The organism is Rhodoplanes tepidamans, from assembly GCF_030813915.1.
In the GTDB taxonomy this organism is placed as follows: Bacteria; Pseudomonadota; Alphaproteobacteria; order Rhizobiales; family Xanthobacteraceae; genus Rhodoplanes; species Rhodoplanes tepidamans.
In genome coordinates this window covers 53398-67716 of sequence record NZ_JAUSUJ010000014.1, presented here as the reverse complement: position 1 = coordinate 67716, position 14319 = coordinate 53398, and the positions used below count along the sequence as shown (strand labels likewise).

Annotated in this window: 16 protein-coding genes; 10 read left to right on the top strand and 6 right to left on the bottom strand. The window is 70.7% G+C overall.

Features of this window, described 5'->3' with window-relative positions:
• Positions 1 to 1680: an ATP-binding protein gene (locus J2S22_RS17320; protein WP_272775920.1), complete on the bottom strand. Its 1680-nt coding sequence runs from the start codon at positions 1678 to 1680 to the stop codon at positions 1 to 3.
• A gap of 400 nt (positions 1681 to 2080) precedes the next feature.
• Between J2S22_RS17320 and J2S22_RS17315 the strand changes: the two genes are divergently transcribed.
• From J2S22_RS17315 to J2S22_RS17280, 8 genes are all read left to right on the top strand, one after another.
• The gene (locus J2S22_RS17315; RefSeq protein WP_272775919.1) at positions 2081 to 3442 is read left to right on the top strand and encodes a 2-hydroxycarboxylate transporter family protein; all 1362 of its coding nucleotides are present in this window, start codon (positions 2081 to 2083) and stop codon (positions 3440 to 3442) included.
• A gap of 115 nt (positions 3443 to 3557) precedes the next feature.
• Positions 3558 to 4598, top strand: a complete 1041-nt coding sequence (gene citC / locus J2S22_RS17310; RefSeq protein WP_272775918.1) for a [citrate (pro-3S)-lyase] ligase — start codon at positions 3558 to 3560, stop codon at positions 4596 to 4598.
• 64 nt (positions 4599 to 4662) lie between these two features.
• Positions 4663 to 4956 (top strand): citrate lyase acyl carrier protein, encoded by a 294-nt coding sequence (gene citD / locus J2S22_RS17305; protein ID WP_272775917.1) that lies wholly within the window; start codon positions 4663 to 4665, stop codon positions 4954 to 4956.
• A complete protein-coding gene (gene citE / locus J2S22_RS17300) occupies positions 4953 to 5831 on the top strand; it encodes a citrate (pro-3S)-lyase subunit beta (RefSeq protein WP_272775916.1) in 879 nt (292 codons plus the stop codon). The genes citD and citE overlap by 4 nt, the downstream gene beginning before the upstream one ends.
• Positions 5832 to 5859: 28 nt before the next feature.
• A complete protein-coding gene (citF, locus tag J2S22_RS17295; protein WP_272775915.1) occupies positions 5860 to 7380 on the top strand; it encodes a citrate lyase subunit alpha in 1521 nt (506 codons plus the stop codon).
• Positions 7377 to 7943: a citrate lyase holo-[acyl-carrier protein] synthase gene (gene citX / locus J2S22_RS17290; protein ID WP_272775914.1), complete on the top strand. Its 567-nt coding sequence runs from the start codon at positions 7377 to 7379 to the stop codon at positions 7941 to 7943. The genes citF and citX overlap by 4 nt, the downstream gene beginning before the upstream one ends.
• Positions 7906 to 8862: a triphosphoribosyl-dephospho-CoA synthase CitG gene (citG, locus tag J2S22_RS17285; RefSeq protein ID WP_272775913.1), complete on the top strand. Its 957-nt coding sequence runs from the start codon at positions 7906 to 7908 to the stop codon at positions 8860 to 8862. The genes citX and citG overlap by 38 nt, the downstream gene beginning before the upstream one ends.
• A gap of 156 nt (positions 8863 to 9018) precedes the next feature.
• Positions 9019 to 9567: an RBBP9/YdeN family alpha/beta hydrolase gene (locus J2S22_RS17280; RefSeq protein WP_272775912.1), complete on the top strand. Its 549-nt coding sequence runs from the start codon at positions 9019 to 9021 to the stop codon at positions 9565 to 9567.
• A 106-nt stretch (positions 9568 to 9673) separates the two neighbouring features.
• On the opposite strand, the gene J2S22_RS17275 is transcribed toward J2S22_RS17280, so the two are convergent.
• On the bottom strand, positions 9674 to 9970 hold the full coding sequence (locus J2S22_RS17275) for a hypothetical protein (RefSeq protein ID WP_307155854.1): 297 nt from the start codon (positions 9968 to 9970) through the stop codon (positions 9674 to 9676).
• 12 nt (positions 9971 to 9982) lie between these two features.
• Here J2S22_RS17275 and J2S22_RS17270 point away from each other — a divergent pair, with 12 nt between their 5' ends.
• Positions 9983 to 10801: a Crp/Fnr family transcriptional regulator gene (locus J2S22_RS17270; RefSeq protein WP_307155853.1), complete on the top strand. Its 819-nt coding sequence runs from the start codon at positions 9983 to 9985 to the stop codon at positions 10799 to 10801.
• Positions 10802 to 10819: 18 nt separating this feature from the next.
• Here J2S22_RS17270 and J2S22_RS17265 read toward each other — a convergent pair whose 3' ends face one another.
• Both J2S22_RS17265 and J2S22_RS17260 read right to left on the bottom strand, forming a co-directional pair.
• A complete protein-coding gene (locus J2S22_RS17265; RefSeq protein ID WP_272775910.1) occupies positions 10820 to 11494 on the bottom strand; it encodes a hypothetical protein in 675 nt (224 codons plus the stop codon).
• A 204-nt stretch (positions 11495 to 11698) separates the two neighbouring features.
• A complete protein-coding gene (locus J2S22_RS17260; protein WP_272775909.1) occupies positions 11699 to 12085 on the bottom strand; it encodes a hypothetical protein in 387 nt (128 codons plus the stop codon).
• A 297-nt stretch (positions 12086 to 12382) separates the two neighbouring features.
• Between J2S22_RS17260 and J2S22_RS17255 the strand changes: the two genes are divergently transcribed.
• Complete coding sequence (locus J2S22_RS17255; RefSeq protein ID WP_272775908.1) at positions 12383 to 13687, top strand: DUF2254 domain-containing protein; 1305 nt, start codon at positions 12383 to 12385, stop codon at positions 13685 to 13687.
• Between the two features lie 30 nt (positions 13688 to 13717).
• Here the strand turns inward: J2S22_RS17255 and J2S22_RS17250 are convergent, their stop codons facing one another.
• Positions 13718 to 13960, bottom strand: coding sequence for a hypothetical protein (locus J2S22_RS17250; RefSeq protein ID WP_272775907.1), 243 nt, complete (start codon positions 13958 to 13960; stop codon positions 13718 to 13720).
• A gap of 58 nt (positions 13961 to 14018) precedes the next feature.
• Positions 14019 to 14264, bottom strand: a complete 246-nt coding sequence (locus J2S22_RS17245; protein WP_272775906.1) for a hypothetical protein — start codon at positions 14262 to 14264, stop codon at positions 14019 to 14021.
• Positions 14265 to 14319: the final 55 nt, after the last annotated feature.

Here is a 14319-nt window from a genome sequence, read left to right as displayed (position 1 = left end):
TCACCGGCTCTCGCCGCCGCCCGGCTCGGCCGTGCCCGTGGGGTCGGCGAGCGGCAGCGCCAGCGTGAACACGGCGCCGCCCTGCGGAGCCTCGGCGGCGGTCAGCGAGCCGCCGTAGATGCGGGCGATGTCGGCCGAGATGGCGAGGCCGAGCCCGAGTCCGCCGCCCGACTTGGTCTTGGTGGTGAAGAAGGGCTCGAAGATCCGGGTCAGGATGTCGGGCGCGAAGCCCGGCCCGTTGTCCGTCACGGTGAGAACCGCCTGCGCTCCGCTCGCCGTCCAGGCGATCACGGCGACCGCGTCGGCGACCCCGCGCGTCGCGTCGAAGGCGTTGGAGATCAGGTTGACGAGGATCTGCTCGACGCGGACCGCGTTGGCGTGGACGAAGACCGGCGTCTGCGACGGATCGAGCACGATCCGCATGTGCTCGCGGTCGTGCCGGTGGCCGAGCAGGGCGAGGGCGTTCTCGACCGAGCGGCCGAGATCGATCACCTCGCGCTCGGCGCCGGTGCGCCGTGCGAAGGAGCGCAGCCGGCTGGTGAGGATTCCCATGCGGTCGACCATGCGGACGATGCGGTCGAGATTGCCCCGCACCGTCGCCTCGTCGCCGAGATCGAGGAACCGCACCGCGTTCTCCGAGAGGGTCGCCAGCGCGGCGAGCGGCTGGGCGAGCTCGTGGGCGATGCCGGCGGAGAGCTGGCCGATGACGGCGAGGTTCTCGGTGCGGATCAGCTCCTCCTGCATCGACTTCAGCTGCCGGTTCGCCTTGTCGCGCTCCTCGACCTCGGCATGGAGCGCCGCATTGGCGATCCGCAGCTCGGAGCTGCGCGCCTCCACCTTTCCTTCCAGGTTCTCGTAGGCGCGCTCCAGCGCCTCCCGGGCGGCGTCGCGCTCGATCAGGTAGTTGCGGAACACGTCGACGGCCGCCGCCATGCGGCCGATCTCGTTGGTGCCCTCGAGCCCGGCGACCGACACGGTGCGGTCGCCGTCGGCGAGGCGCCGCATCGTCTCGGTGATGCGCTCGATCGGACGGCCGATGGAGCGCACGACGAGGACGACGAACACGGCCATCAGCACCAGGGCGAAGAAGAACAGGGTCAGGTTGAGCCGCATCGCCCGACTGAACGTGGCGACCGCCTCGGCCCCGGACCGGTCGGCGCCGGTGTTGTAGAAAGCGATGGCCCGGTTGATGGCGGCGTAGACGGCGTCGAAGGCGAGCCGCGACGGTCCGTTGACCAGCGCCGAGATCTCCGCCGCCGAGCGCCCGGAGAGCCCGTCGCGGATGCGGCGCTCCTCGTCCAGATAGGCGTCCCAGGCCGCCATGGCGTCGGCGAAGCGCCGCGTCTCGACCGGGTCGGTGAGGCCGGTCGCGAAGGCGCGGCTCAGCGCGGCGACGTCGTCGCGCCGCCGCTCCGCCGAGTCGAACACCACGGCGCGATCCTCCAGCTCCGGCGTCAGGATCGCGCGGATGAAGCGCAGACGGTGGCTCGCCATCACGTACTTGATCTCGGACAGCGCGTGCACGGCCGGCAGCCAGCGCGCGTACAGATCCTTGGTGGCGCGGTCGACCGTGGCGAGCGCCTGCAGCGAGAACAGGCCGACGGCGACGAGCAGCAGGAGCGACAGCGCCATCGCGGCGATCAGCCGGGCGCGGATCGTGACGTGCGAGAACCAGGTCAAGGCGTGTCTCCGCCGGTCGGGCCTTGGACGTGAGGGATCGAACCCGCGTTCGAGCCCGGGCGGTCTGTCGTCGCACGACGACCGAGCCGACGGCCATCCCGACTTCTACGCAAGACCGGCGCGACGACGGCCGGTTTCCGGATTCTCGGAAATCGCTCCGGCAGGGCGTCCGGAGGTCCGTCCCTTGCAGTGTCCGCAGACATCCGGATGCTGCCGGAAAAGACGAGCCCGGCGAGCGGCTTGCGAGCGCCGCCGCAGCTGGCACGGCGATTGCCGTCCTGGTCCGCATCGGAACGCTCGAACGTCGTCGACGTCCTCACGACCGATCGATTGGGGGACCCGGGGACGCGGAAGGGCCGTTCGGCGCCGAGAGGAACGACGGGGTCGTTTGGAGGACGTCATGACGTTGCAGTTGGAAGGATCGCTGCCCGAGCTGGCCGCGGTCGATCGGGCGAAGCCTCGCGAGACGTGGCTGCGTCTGTGGTGGAAGGTCGTCGATTACAACATCGGCGTGGTGCCGCTGCCCATCTTCGTCGTGCTGGTGGGCATCATCGGCTACTACTCGTGGATCGGGAAGCTGTCGGGCGAGATAACGATGGCCATCGGCCTCCTGTCGGTCGGCGGCTTCGCCTGCGGCGAGCTCGGCAAGCGCATGCCGATCCTCAACAAGGTCGGCGCGGCGGCGATCTTCGCCACCTTCATCCCGTCGGCCCTGGCGTTCTACCACCTTCTTCCCGCAGAGGTGGTCCGGGTCACGACCCAGTTCTCCAAGCAGAGTCAGTTCCTCTATCTGTTCATCGCCTGCATCATCGTCGGCTCGATCTTCGCGATGGACCGGCAGGTGCTGATCAAGGGGTTCCTCAAGATCTTCGTGCCGCTGGCCGTCGGTTCGGTGGCGGCCGGCATCGTCGGCACGCTGGTCGGCGTCGCGCTCGGCAAGTCGGCCTACGAGACCTTCTTCTTCATCGTCGTGCCGATTATGGCCGGCGGCGTCGGCGAGGGGGCGATCCCGCTGTCGATCGGCTACTCCGAGATCCTGCACCAGCCGCAGGGCGAGATGTTCGCCACCGTGCTGCCCTGCGTCATGCTCGGCAGCCTCACGGCCATCCTGCTGTCCGGCGCCCTCAACACCATCGGCAAGCGCTATCCGCACCTCACCGGCGAAGGTCAGCTCCAGCCGGGCGTGGCGAACGACGTCGCCGCGACCGAGGAGCGGGTCGATCCGGCGACCATCGGTCCGGGCGTCGTCGCCGGCGCGCTGATCACGGCCTGCACGTTCTACCTGCTCGGCATGCTGGTCTACAAGCTCACCGGCCTTCCGGGCCCGGTCGCCATGCTGTTCCTGGCGGTCGCCATCAAGCTCGGCCGCCTGGTGTCGCCGAAGCTGCAGGCCGGTGCCGGCGTCGTCTACAAGTTCTTCCAGGTCTCGGTGACGTTCCCGCTCCTGTTCGCGGTCGGCGTCTCGATCACCCCGTGGGACAAGCTCGTCGCCGCCTTCAACTTCACCCATCTCGCCATCATCATCTCGACGGTCGTGACCCTGATGGGCACCGGCTTCCTGGTCGGCCGCAAGATCGGCATGTACCCGATCGAGGCGGCGATCGTGAACGCCTGTCACTCCGGCCAGGGCGGCACCGGCGACGTCGCCATCCTCACGGCGGCGAACCGCATGGTTCTGATGCCATTTGCGCAGATCGCCACGCGCATCGGTGGTGCTATTACGGTCACGCTGGTGCTGATCTTCCTGGCGCACATCGTCTGATGGGGCGTCTCGGGACCGGCGCGCGGCCATGCGCGGTGCGCCGGTCCGCCATGAGCGGAGCATCGGGTCACGCCGCCGGGTGCGGGTGGGGCCGCTCTTTCGAAAGTCGATACAGATGACGGCCGAACTGCAGTCCTACACGATCGATCCGGTCCAGGAACCGGCCGAGCGCGAGGATGTCCGCAGGTTCCTCGCGGTGTGCGGGCTGGATTACGAGGCGGGGGTGCAGGCCTTCGTGGTGTTCCGACGGGGCAATGCACTCGTCGCGTGTGCCGGACTCGAGAAGAACATCGTGAAGTGCGCCGCGATCGCCCCGGACCTGCGCGGCGAATCGCTCGGGCTGACGCTGCTCACCGAGGTGAGCCACCTCGCCCACGAGCGGGGGCACAGCCACCTGTTCCTCTACACCAAGCCCGACTGCGTCGAGTTCTTCCGGGCCTGCGGCTTCTACCTGCTCGCCGAGGTTCCCGACCTCGTCGCCCTGATGGAGAACACCCCCATCGGGATTCGCACCTACTGCGACCGGCTGAAGCGGCTGCGCCAGCCGGGCGCCACCATCGGCGCGATCGTGATGAACGCCAACCCGTTCACGCGCGGGCATCGCTACCTGGTCGAGCGCGCCGCCGCGGCCTGCGACTGGCTGCACGTCTTCGTCGTCGCCGAGGACGTGTCGCTGATCTCGTACCGGGACCGCTACGCGCTGGTCTCGGCCGGCATCGCCGACGTTCCGCACACGACGCTGCACCACGGCTCCGAGTACATGGTCTCGCGGGCGACCTTCTCGGCCTACTTCCTCAAGGAGAAGGGGCTGGTCGAGAACTGCTGCACGGCGATCGACCTCCTGATCTTCCGCAACCACATCGCCCCGGCGCTCGGGATCACGCACCGCTTCGTCGGCACCGAGCCGTTCTGCCCGACGACCTTCAAGTACAACGCCGACATGCGCGAGTGGCTGATGGGCGACGTGTCGCCGGCGCCGACCGTGGAGATGGTCGAGATCGCCCGCACCGAATGCGAAGAGGTGCCGATCTCCGCCTCGGAGGTCCGCCGGCTCCTCGCGGCCGACGATTTCGCCCACATCCGCCGGCTGGTGCCGCCGGCGACCCTGCAGCTCCTCGAAGCGAAATACCGCGCGCCCCGAATCTCGGCCGCCTGAGCCCGACGCGGGCTCGCCTTCGGCCGGCATCGCCGCCGCGCTCCATTCGAAAGGACGTCCATTCATGAAGATCGTCAGAGAGGCCCTGGCCGGGACGCTCGAATCGAGCGACCTGATGGTCAGGATCGCACCGCGCGAGGGCGAGCTCGCCATCGTGCTGCAGAGCGAGGTGATCCATCAGTTCGGGCCGCAGATCGAGGCGGTCGTGCGCGGCTGCCTGGCGAAGCTCGGCATCGCCGAGGCGCTGGTGGTGATCGAGGACAAGGGCGCGCTCGACTGCGTCATCGCCGCCCGGGTGCAGACCGCGGTGTCCCGCGCCGTCGACGCCTGGACGGCCGACTGGAGTGTGCTGTCATGAAGCTCCGCCGCAGCATGCTGTTCCTGCCGGGCTCGAACGCCGCGATGCTCTCGACGGCGTTCGTCTACAAGCCCGACTCGATCATGTTCGACCTCGAGGACGCCGTCTCGCTGCGCGAGAAGGATTCGGCGCGCCTCCTGGTGTTCCACGCCCTGCGGATGCCGGCCTATCGCGACAGCGGCATCGAGACGGTGGTGCGCATCAATCCTCTGTCGACGCCGTTCGGCATGAAGGATCTCGAGGCGGTGGTGCGCGCCGGCGTCGAGGTCGTCCGCCTGCCGAAGACCGACACGGCCGACGACGTCCATGCGCTCGAGGCCGAGGTCGAGCGCATCGAGCGCGAGTGCGGCCGCGAGGTCGGGTCGACCAGGCTGATGGCGGCGATCGAATCCGCCTCCGGCGTCGTCAACGCGGTCGCCATCGCCACCGCCTCGAAGCGGCTGATCGGGATCGCGCTCGCCGGCTTCGACTACGTGATGGACATGCAGACCGAGCGCGGCGACGGCACCGAGCTGTTCTACGCGCGCTGCGCCGTGCTGCACGCCGCCCGCTTCGCCAAGATCGACGCCTTCGACGTGGTGTTCTCCGACGTCAACGACGACGACGGATTCCTGAAGGAGGTCGACCTGATCCGGCGCCTCGGCTTCAACGGCAAGTCGCTGATCAATCCGCGCCAGATCGACCTCCTGCACAACGCCTTCGCGCCGACCCAGGAGGAGGTCGACTACTCGCGCCGCGTCGTCGCCGCCGCCGAACAGGGCGAGAAGCAGGGCCTCGGCGTGGTGTCGCTGAACGGCAAGATGATCGACGCCCCGGTGATCGAGCACGCGCGCGTGGTGCTGCGCCGTGCCGAGGCTTCGGGGGTGCGGCAGTGACCGCGCAGAAGAGATCGAGGACGATGTCATGACCGCAGCCATCCGAGAGCGCCTCGTCGGCGCGCCCCTGCCGCAGGGCCTCGAGCCGTTCGGAGGCGTCACCGCGCGGGCGCCGCATCTCGCCACCCGCGAGAGCAAGTGCGGGCGCAAGCTCTGCAGCAGCCTGGAGGACGCCATCCGCGCCTCCGGCCTGAAGAACGGGATGACCATCTCGTTCCACCACGCCTTCCGCGAGGGCGACAAGATCATCAACCTGGTGGTCGACACGCTCGCCGCCATGGGATTCCGCGATCTCACGCTCGCGCCGTCGTCGCTGCTCTCCTGCAACGCGCCTTTGATCGAGCACATCAGGTCGGGGGTCATCCGCCGCATCTACACCTCGGGCATGCGCGGCAAGCTCGCCGAGGCGATCTCCAACGGCCTGATGGAGGAGCCGATCAACGTGCATTCGCACGGCGGCCGCGTCCATCTGATCGACCGCGGCGAGCTCACCCTCGACGTCGCCTTCCTGGCGGTGGCGACCGCCGATGACTTCGGCAACGCCAACGCGGTGTCGGGCCGCTCGCGCTGCGGCTCGCTCGGCTACGCCATGGTCGACGCCGCCCGCGCCGGCAAGGTGATCCTCCTCGCCGAGCAGCTGGTGCCGTTCCCCAACGCGCCGGCCTCGATCCGTCAGGATCAGGTCGATCTCGTCGTCAAGGTCGACCAGATCGGCGATCCTTCGAAGATCTCGGTCGGCGCCGCCCGCATCACCTCGAACCCGCGCGAGCTGCTGATCGCCCGCCTCGCCGCCGACGTGATGGAGCACTCGGGCTGGTTCGAGAACGGCTTCTCGCTGCAGACCGGCACCGGCGGCTCGGCCACGGCGACGGCCCGGTTCCTCGAGCAGCGCATGCTGAAGAAGGGCATCAAGGCGGCCTTCGCGCTCGGCGGCATCACCGGCTCGATCGTCGATCTGCACAAGAAGGGGCTGATCGGCCGCATCCTCGACACCCAGAGCTTCGACGCGGTCGCGGCCCAGTCGCTCGCCGAGAATCCGGAGCACTGGGAGATCTCGACCAACACCTACGCCAATCTCACGTCGAAAGGCGCCTGCAGCGACCGCGTCGACATGGTGATCCTGTCGGCGCTGGAGATCGACCTCGACTTCAACGTCAACGTGATCACCGGCTCCGACGGCGTGATGCGCGGCGCCTCCGGGGGCCATTCGGACGTCGCCGCGGGCGCCAACCTGCCGATCGTCGTCGGCCCGCTGATCCGCTCGCGCATCCCGACCGTGGTCGAGCGCTGCACCACCGTGGTGACGCCGGGCGAGACCATCGGCGTGCTGGTCACCGACCACGGCATCGCCGTCAATCCGAACCGCCCGGAGGTCGCCGAGCGGCTGAAGGCGGCGGGCCTGCCGGTGACCACCATCGAGGACCTCTACGGCCGGGCCGTCGCCCTCACCGGCAAGCCGCAGCCGATCGAGTTCCTCGACAAGGTCGTCGGCCTCATCCGCTATCGCGACGGCTCGGTGATCGACGTGGTGCGGCAGGTGAAGGGATGAGCCTCGCGGCGGGCGGGCGCCGGGCCGGACCGGCCGTGACGATCGAGGCGATGCTCGCGGCGCGCGAGCGCCGCGTCGCGCGTCGTCGCGACGCCTTCGCCCGCCGGCCCGAGGTGCCGCTCGTCACGGTGTCGGTGGTCATGCCGGGACCCGTGAAGGACTGCGCGCTCAGCCGCGACGCCGCCGCGGCCGCCCGGACCGCGCTCGATCGGCTGTTCGCCGCGCACGGCTGGCCGGCGACGACCCTGGTCGAGGCGGCCGGACCGACCGGGCCGGAGGCGCTGGTCGCCGTCGCGGCCGAGCCCCGCGCGCTCAAGCGGGCCCTCGTGATGCTGGAGGAGACGGATCCGCTCGGCCGGCTGTGGGACCTCGACGTCGCCGCGCCCGGCGACCGCGCGATCTCGCGCCGCGATCTCGGTCTGGCGCCGCGCCGCTGCCTGGTCTGCGACGCCCCGGCCCATGCCTGCGCCCGTTCGCGCGCGCATCCGCTCGACGCCTTGTTGACCGCCATGGAGGAGAGGATCGATGCCTGGCAGGCTCGCGCCGTCGATCCGGCCGCGTGACGCCGGCCCGCTCCTCCGCGGCCCGCATTCGGGCGCCGCGGTCGCGCCGCTCGCGGCGGCGCTCGCCGATCTCGTCGTCGACGCGCTGCTGCGCGAGGTGATGCTGACCCCCAAGCCCGGCCTGGTCGATCGCCGCAACACCGGCTCGCACCGCGACATGGACGTGGCGACCTTCGAAGCCTCGGCCGCGGCGCTGCGTCCGGGCTTCGCCGGCTTCGTCACGCTCGGCGCCGGGATCGCGCCGTTGCCGCCCGAGGCGGTACTGGAATGCGCCCGCCCGGTCGGGCTCGCCTGCGAGCGGGCGATGCTGGCGGCGACCGGCGGCGTCAACACCCACAAGGGCAGCATCTTCGCGTTCGGTCTCCTGCTCACCGCGGTCGGCCGGCTGTGGGCCGCCGGCCTGCCGGTCGACGCCGACGCGGTGTGCGACGAGGTCGCCCGCATCGCTGCCGGTCTCGTCGCCCGCGAGCTGCGCCGTCCGGGCGAGCCGCGGACTGCCGGCGAGCGGCTGTTCCGCCGCCACGGGCTGACCGGGGCGCGCGGCGAGGCGGAGTCGGGCTTCGCGACGGTACGGTATCGTGCGCTCCCGGTGCTGGAGCGGGCGCTCGCCGAAGGCCGCGACACGGATACGGCGCTCGCCGCCGCCTTCCTGCATCTCCTCGCCCACAACGCCGACACCAATCTCGCCGCCCGCGGCGGCATCGGGGGACTCGGCTTCGCGCGGGCCGCGGCGGTGCGCCTGCTGCAGGCGGGCGGCGTCGACGCGGCCGACTACGCAGCCCGCCTGTGCGCCCTCGACGACGCCTTCATCGCCCGGAACCTCAGCCCGGGCGGCAGCGCCGACCTTCTCGCCGTCGCCTGGACGCTGCACCGCCTGCCATTCGTTCTGCGCGACGGCCCGCCCGCGCGCACCTGGTGACGCGTCCGAGGCCGCCTTTCGGAGCATGACGTCTCCGCGAAACCGGAGTCCACATTTGCGGCACATGCTCTATTGTCCGGGCGGGCGCCCGCCCGGACAGATCACAGGCCTTCGGAGATGACAGCGACCCTCTCGGGAGGCGCCCGGGACATTCTGGTGCAAGCCGCGGACCGGCTCGACCTGGTGCTGGTGCCGGGCTTCAAGGATTCGGGGCCGGAGCACTGGCAGAGCCTGTGGCAGGCCGCGGTGCCGGCGTTCCAGCGCATCGGCCAGCGGCGCTGGGACAATCCCGACATCGAGCTGTGGATCGCGGCGATCCAGCGGCTGCTCGCCGAGCGGCGCCGGCCGGCCGTGCTGATCGGCCATTCGCTCGGCGCGCTGGCGTCGAGCTGCCTCGCCGCCGACCGTCATCCGCAGGTCGCCGGCCTGATGCTGGTGGCGCCGGCCGAGCCGAGCCGCTTCGAGGCGGAGGAGCGCGTGCCCGAGACGGGGCTCGGCGTGCCGGCCCTGGTCGTGGCGAGCCACAACGATCCGGTGATGCGGTTCGCCCGTGCCGAGCACTGGGCCGCGATCTGGGGCGCCGACCTCGCCGATCTCGGCGAGGCCGGCCACATCAATGCCGAGGCGGGCTTCGGCCCCTGGCCGCACGGCCTCGACCTGCTCGCCGGTCTGGTCGCGACGATCCCGGCCGCGCCGCCCGGCTGAGTCCGGCGCACCGAGTCCCGTCAGGCGACGGCGGTGCTGCGGCACGGTGCCGCCGCCGTCCGGGCGGAACCACTGCCGCCCGGATCGGTTCGCCCAGGGAGGTCGGTCATTCGCACCGCGCGGGCCGCTGGGCGCGTGCGGCGTCGATCGACGTCGCCGGGATCGACGTCGCCAGCCGAGCACCTGCCGCGGCGCCGTTCTCGGCACCTGCCGTTGCGGACGTCCGGCCGCAGACGGGTCGGGCCCGCCGGCGGAACCAGGCCGACCGAAGGAACACGTGATGGCGCGAGACGAGCTGCCGCCGGGCAACGCCCTCCTGACGGCCCTGCCGCCGGCCGATCGCGATCGCATCCTCCCGCTGCTCGAGCCGATCTCCATCAAGCAGCGGCGCGTGCTCCACCATGATCGGGCCCCGATGGAGCACGTCTACTTCATCGAGAGCGGGCTGGTCTCGGTCCTGGCCCAGATCGACGAGCGCAAGGCGGCCGAGGTGTGGCTGATCGGCCGCGAGGGCCTGTCGGGGATTCCGCTTCTCCTCGGCGGCAGCGCCTCGCCGCACCGCCGGGTCGTCCAGCTCGGCGGCTCCGCCCTGCGGATGCGCGCCGCCGACGTCCATGCGGCGATGAACGGTGTCCCGTCGTTTCGCGCCGTCATGCTCCGCTACGTCCAGCTCGCTCTCGTGCAGACCTCCCAGACCAGCGCCTGCAACAGCGCCCATCCGATCAAGCAGCGGCTCGCCCGATGGCTGCTGACGGCGCAGGACCGCATCGGCCGGGACGTGCTGCCGCTCACCCACGACATGCTCGCGCGCCTTCTCAGCGTGCGGCGGGCGACGATCAGCGAATGCCTGGCGCTGCTCGAGCGCGAGCAAGTGGTCGGAACCCGACGAGCACAGCTCGAGATTCTCGACCGCGGGCGGCTCGAGAGCATGTCGTGCCTGTGCTATCGCATCATGGCGAACGAGCACGAGCGGATGATGCGCGATCTCCGTGCCCCCTGGGGGCTGGTCTTCGACCACGGGACGGGTCGTGCTCCCGTCGACGGTCACGGTCACACCGGCCATCGTCACGAGACTCATCTTCACGAGACCCACCATCATGACGGCCATCGTCACGACGGCCATCGTCAGGATGGCGGCCCGGACGGCGCGCGCAATGTGTCGTCGGCGGATGGCTGCGGGCCGGAGTCGTCATCCTTCTCACCGACGGGAGGACGACGCTCGTCGCCGCTGTAGGGGGCGGCGGCCGTGCGGTCAGCGTCCCGCGTCGTCCCGCTCCGTCGACATGCAATAGGCGGCGATGCGGCCGGCCGTGGTCGATGGGCAGGTCACGGCCCGCTCGCCCCGGAGCCGGGCGCGGCCGGTCGTGCAGACGGCGTTCACGGCGAACTCGCCGTCGCGGCACACCACCATGCAAGTGCCGCCCGGATCGCAGCGCTGACGGACGACCCGCAGGCTCGCCGGGCCGGAGACCGGACCGCCGCCGCCGGCCGCGGCGTCGTCGCCGGGGCCCGGCCGTGCGGTTTCGGACCCGGAGGCGTCGGGCCTGGATGCTTCGGGTTTGGATGCGTCTGGCGCGGACGGTGCGGCCGTCGTCTCCGACCCGGTCGGCGACGGCAGCGTCGGCTCGCAGTTGACGACCCGCGCCGGCCTGACGTCGCGGCCCGCCCGCAGCTCGATCATGCAGTCGGGCGGCAGATAGCGGATCCGGAACCGGAACCGGCCGAGGCGGTCGCTGCGCCCGGAATAGCGCTCGTCGAGCGTGATCCGCTGGTTGCTACGCTCCGTCTCGCCGCGCACGACCAGGATCCCCGCCGTGTACTCCGCCTGGCGGACCGAGATCTCGGCGGCGGCCGGATCCGCAGAGCCCACCGCCGCGAGCAGGACCGCGAGCGACAGACGGTTCGCCGGGATGCGTTTCGCAGACATGGGCGGCTCCCCTTCGCACTGTTCGACGACCGCGTTCGACGATCGGCCGCGCCCCCCGGCACGGTGCGGCCGTGCCGAACGGCTCGTCCGTCGGAGCGGTATTTGCGGGACCTGACGCGGACCGCGCCGCTCGGCTGCGAACGGGCGGGTGTGCCCCGGAGAGGAGCACGCCCGCCCGGACAGATGATCGATGGGGCGCGCCGGCTACTTCGACTGCGAGCCGCTGGAGCTCGACCCCGCAGACCCGCTCGACGACGACGAGCCGGTGGTGCCCTGGGACGACGTGCCGCCCTGCGAGGCGGCGCTCACCGCGCTCGGCGGGTTGATGTACATCACCACCATGTCGCCGTCGCTCGTCTTGGCGTGCACGATGTAGGCCGCGTCGACGATGGTGATGTCCTGGAAGCCGGACTGCTGCAGGGTCTTGCGCAGCTTGTCCTGCGACATGGCCCCGACTCGCTGGTTCTGGCTCTGGCCCGCCGCGTTCTTCTGGGTGCCGGATTGCGATCCGGACGACTGGGATCCGGATTGCGCGGCGGCGGGGACCATGCCGAGGGCCAGGATGGCGGCGGCGATCGTGACGTGACGCATCTGCTCGTCTCCTTCGAAGGGGCTGGATTGTTCGCGTGGTTCCGTCGCCGCGTTCGCATGCGGGCGGCGACGTCGGGTCATGCGTCGGGCCGTCCTGGCGTTCCTCGTTCGCCCGCGCGGCCGGTTCGCTATCGGACCGATCCTCCGACTTCGGCGGGCGACTGCCCGTTCGCGGCGCCGGCACACGTATCGGAACACCCGCGCATGCCGCCGCATTGGGAGGAGCAGGGCGCCGGGGACCGTCCGGGGCCGAGCCACGGTTCGCGGCCGTCGTGACGCCGATCGGGAGTGACACGCTTGAGCTGGATCAGGATCGTGCTCAACCGCCTGCGGACGAGCCTCTGGCTCATCCCGGCCGTCATGGCGACGGTCGGCACGGTTCTCGGCGTGGCGATGCTGTTCTCCGGTCTCGCTTTCAGCATCGCGCCGAGCGACGGCCACTGGTGGGTGTTCAGCGGCGACGCCGGCACCGCCCGGGATCTGCTCTCGACGCTCCTGTCCGGCATGATCACCATGACGTCGCTCGTGGTCTCGATCACCATGGTGGTGCTGTCGCTTTCGGCGGGCCAGCTCGGTCCCCGGCTGATCTGGAATTTCATCGATGACCGCCAGATCCAGGCCGTCATCGGCCTGTTCGTCGCCACCATCCTGTATACGCTGGTGGTTCTCCGGAGCATCAACGAGGAACTCGGCCCCGACTATGTTCCGCACGCCGCCATCACGATGGCGAGCGCCCTGGTCGTCGTCTGCCTGTTCGCGCTGCTGTTCTATCTGCACAAGCTGGCCCGCTCGATCATTTCCGACACCATGGTCGACACCGTGGCGCGCCATCTCTCGCAAGCCATCGCGACCCGTTCGGGGGAACGGCGGGCCAGCGTCGGCGGCCCGCTGCCGAGCGGCTCGCTGGAGCGCCGGATCGCGCTGACCGACAGCGGCTACGTCCAGTTCATCGACTATGCCGCGCTGTGCCGTCTGGCGGTGCGCCACGATGCGCTGCTGACCGTCCGGATCAGGGCCGGGGCGTTCGCGATCCGGGGCCGCTGCGTGATCGAGGCGCTCTCGCCCGCGCCTCTCCCGGACGACGTCGAAGATGCGGTCCGTGATGCCTTCGCGCTCGGCGCCGACCGCACCCCGGACCAGGATCTCGAATACGCGATCCGCCAGCTCGTCGAGATCGCGCTGCGTGCCCTCTCTCCCGGAATAAACGATCCGTTCACCGCGATCACGGTGATCGACCGCCTCGCCGCCGCCCTGGAGGAGATCGGCCGCCGGCCATTGCCGCCGCAGGAATACGCGGACGAGGACGGCACGGTTCGGGTGATCGCCGACGCCAGCACCTACGAGGCGCTGGTGAACACCGCCTTCATGCAGATCCGCCAGTCCGCGCGCGACGATGCGGCGGTGCTGCTGCGGCTCGCCTCGCGCCTGCGCGACCTGCACGAGGTCGCGAGCTCGGATGTCCAGCGCGACGCGCTGTCGAAGCATCTGCACATGATCGGCCGGCTCGCCGAAGGATTCGCGGAGCCGGCCGACCGCCGCGCCCTGGAGGAGGCTGCCGCGGTGCCGCCGGAGAATGCCTCGGTAACGCTGCCGCTGCGGTGATCGTGGCGATCTCGGCCCGGCGCGTCAGCGTCAGTCCGCCGGCGGGCCGCCCTGCACGGCCAGCCGCGCCAGCTCGGTCGCGGTGCGGCGAACCTCCGCCTCGTCGTAGTCGGGGGACGCGGTCGCGGGTGCGACGACCTGCGGCGCGGAGATCGTCCCGTCCGGCCCGAGCGGGAACGTGAACGCCGCTCCCGTCCGGGTGAAGACCACGGTCACGGCGTCGCCGTTCCGCTCGAGCCGGAAGTCGTCGGTTCTCGGTGTGGTCGGCGTCATCGGGGTGCTCCTCGTGCCGGTCCGGCCGGTGTGTCGGCCGATCGATCCTCCTCGAAGCTCAACCCTCGTGCAGCACGGTGGTTCGGTGCTTCTCGGCGATCGCGGCACGGGTCGCGGTCCCCTGCATCAGGACTTCCTCCTTCAGCCGGCCCGGATGTCGCTCGCCTCCGGCCGCGAGCGTGAGGAGGCGGCGTGCGATCAGGAGCCTCTGCTCCTGGTCCAGGTTCTCGGGCCGGATCGCGGCGACGACGTCGTCCATGACGGTGCGGAGTATTCGAAGCGTGTCGGGCTCGAAGGCGTACATCACGAAACCTCGGACGGTTACGGTGGGCGCTGTTCTCGCAACGGCGCAGTCGCCC

Coding starts and splice junctions, on each gene's coding strand:
- J2S22_RS17315 (WP_272775919.1), top strand. CDS start 2,081: ATGACGTTGCAGTTGGAAGGATCGCTGCCCGAGCTGGCCGCGGTCGAT.
- citC (WP_272775918.1), top strand. CDS start 3,558: ATGACGGCCGAACTGCAGTCCTACACGATCGATCCGGTCCAGGAACCG.
- citD (WP_272775917.1), top strand. CDS start 4,663: ATGAAGATCGTCAGAGAGGCCCTGGCCGGGACGCTCGAATCGAGCGAC.
- citE (WP_272775916.1), top strand. CDS start 4,953: ATGAAGCTCCGCCGCAGCATGCTGTTCCTGCCGGGCTCGAACGCCGCG.
- citF (WP_272775915.1), top strand. CDS start 5,860: ATGACCGCAGCCATCCGAGAGCGCCTCGTCGGCGCGCCCCTGCCGCAG.
- citX (WP_272775914.1), top strand. CDS start 7,377: ATGAGCCTCGCGGCGGGCGGGCGCCGGGCCGGACCGGCCGTGACGATC.
- citG (WP_272775913.1), top strand. CDS start 7,906: ATGCCTGGCAGGCTCGCGCCGTCGATCCGGCCGCGTGACGCCGGCCCG.
- J2S22_RS17275 (WP_307155854.1), bottom strand. CDS start 9,970: ATGGTGGAGCACGCGCCGCTGCTTGATGGAGATCGGCTCGAGCAGCGG.
- J2S22_RS17270 (WP_307155853.1), top strand. CDS start 9,983: ATGGAGCACGTCTACTTCATCGAGAGCGGGCTGGTCTCGGTCCTGGCC.
- J2S22_RS17265 (WP_272775910.1), bottom strand. CDS start 11,494: ATGTCTGCGAAACGCATCCCGGCGAACCGTCTGTCGCTCGCGGTCCTG.
- J2S22_RS17260 (WP_272775909.1), bottom strand. CDS start 12,085: ATGCGTCACGTCACGATCGCCGCCGCCATCCTGGCCCTCGGCATGGTC.
- J2S22_RS17250 (WP_272775907.1), bottom strand. CDS start 13,960: ATGACGCCGACCACACCGAGAACCGACGACTTCCGGCTCGAGCGGAAC.
- J2S22_RS17245 (WP_272775906.1), bottom strand. CDS start 14,264: ATGTACGCCTTCGAGCCCGACACGCTTCGAATACTCCGCACCGTCATG.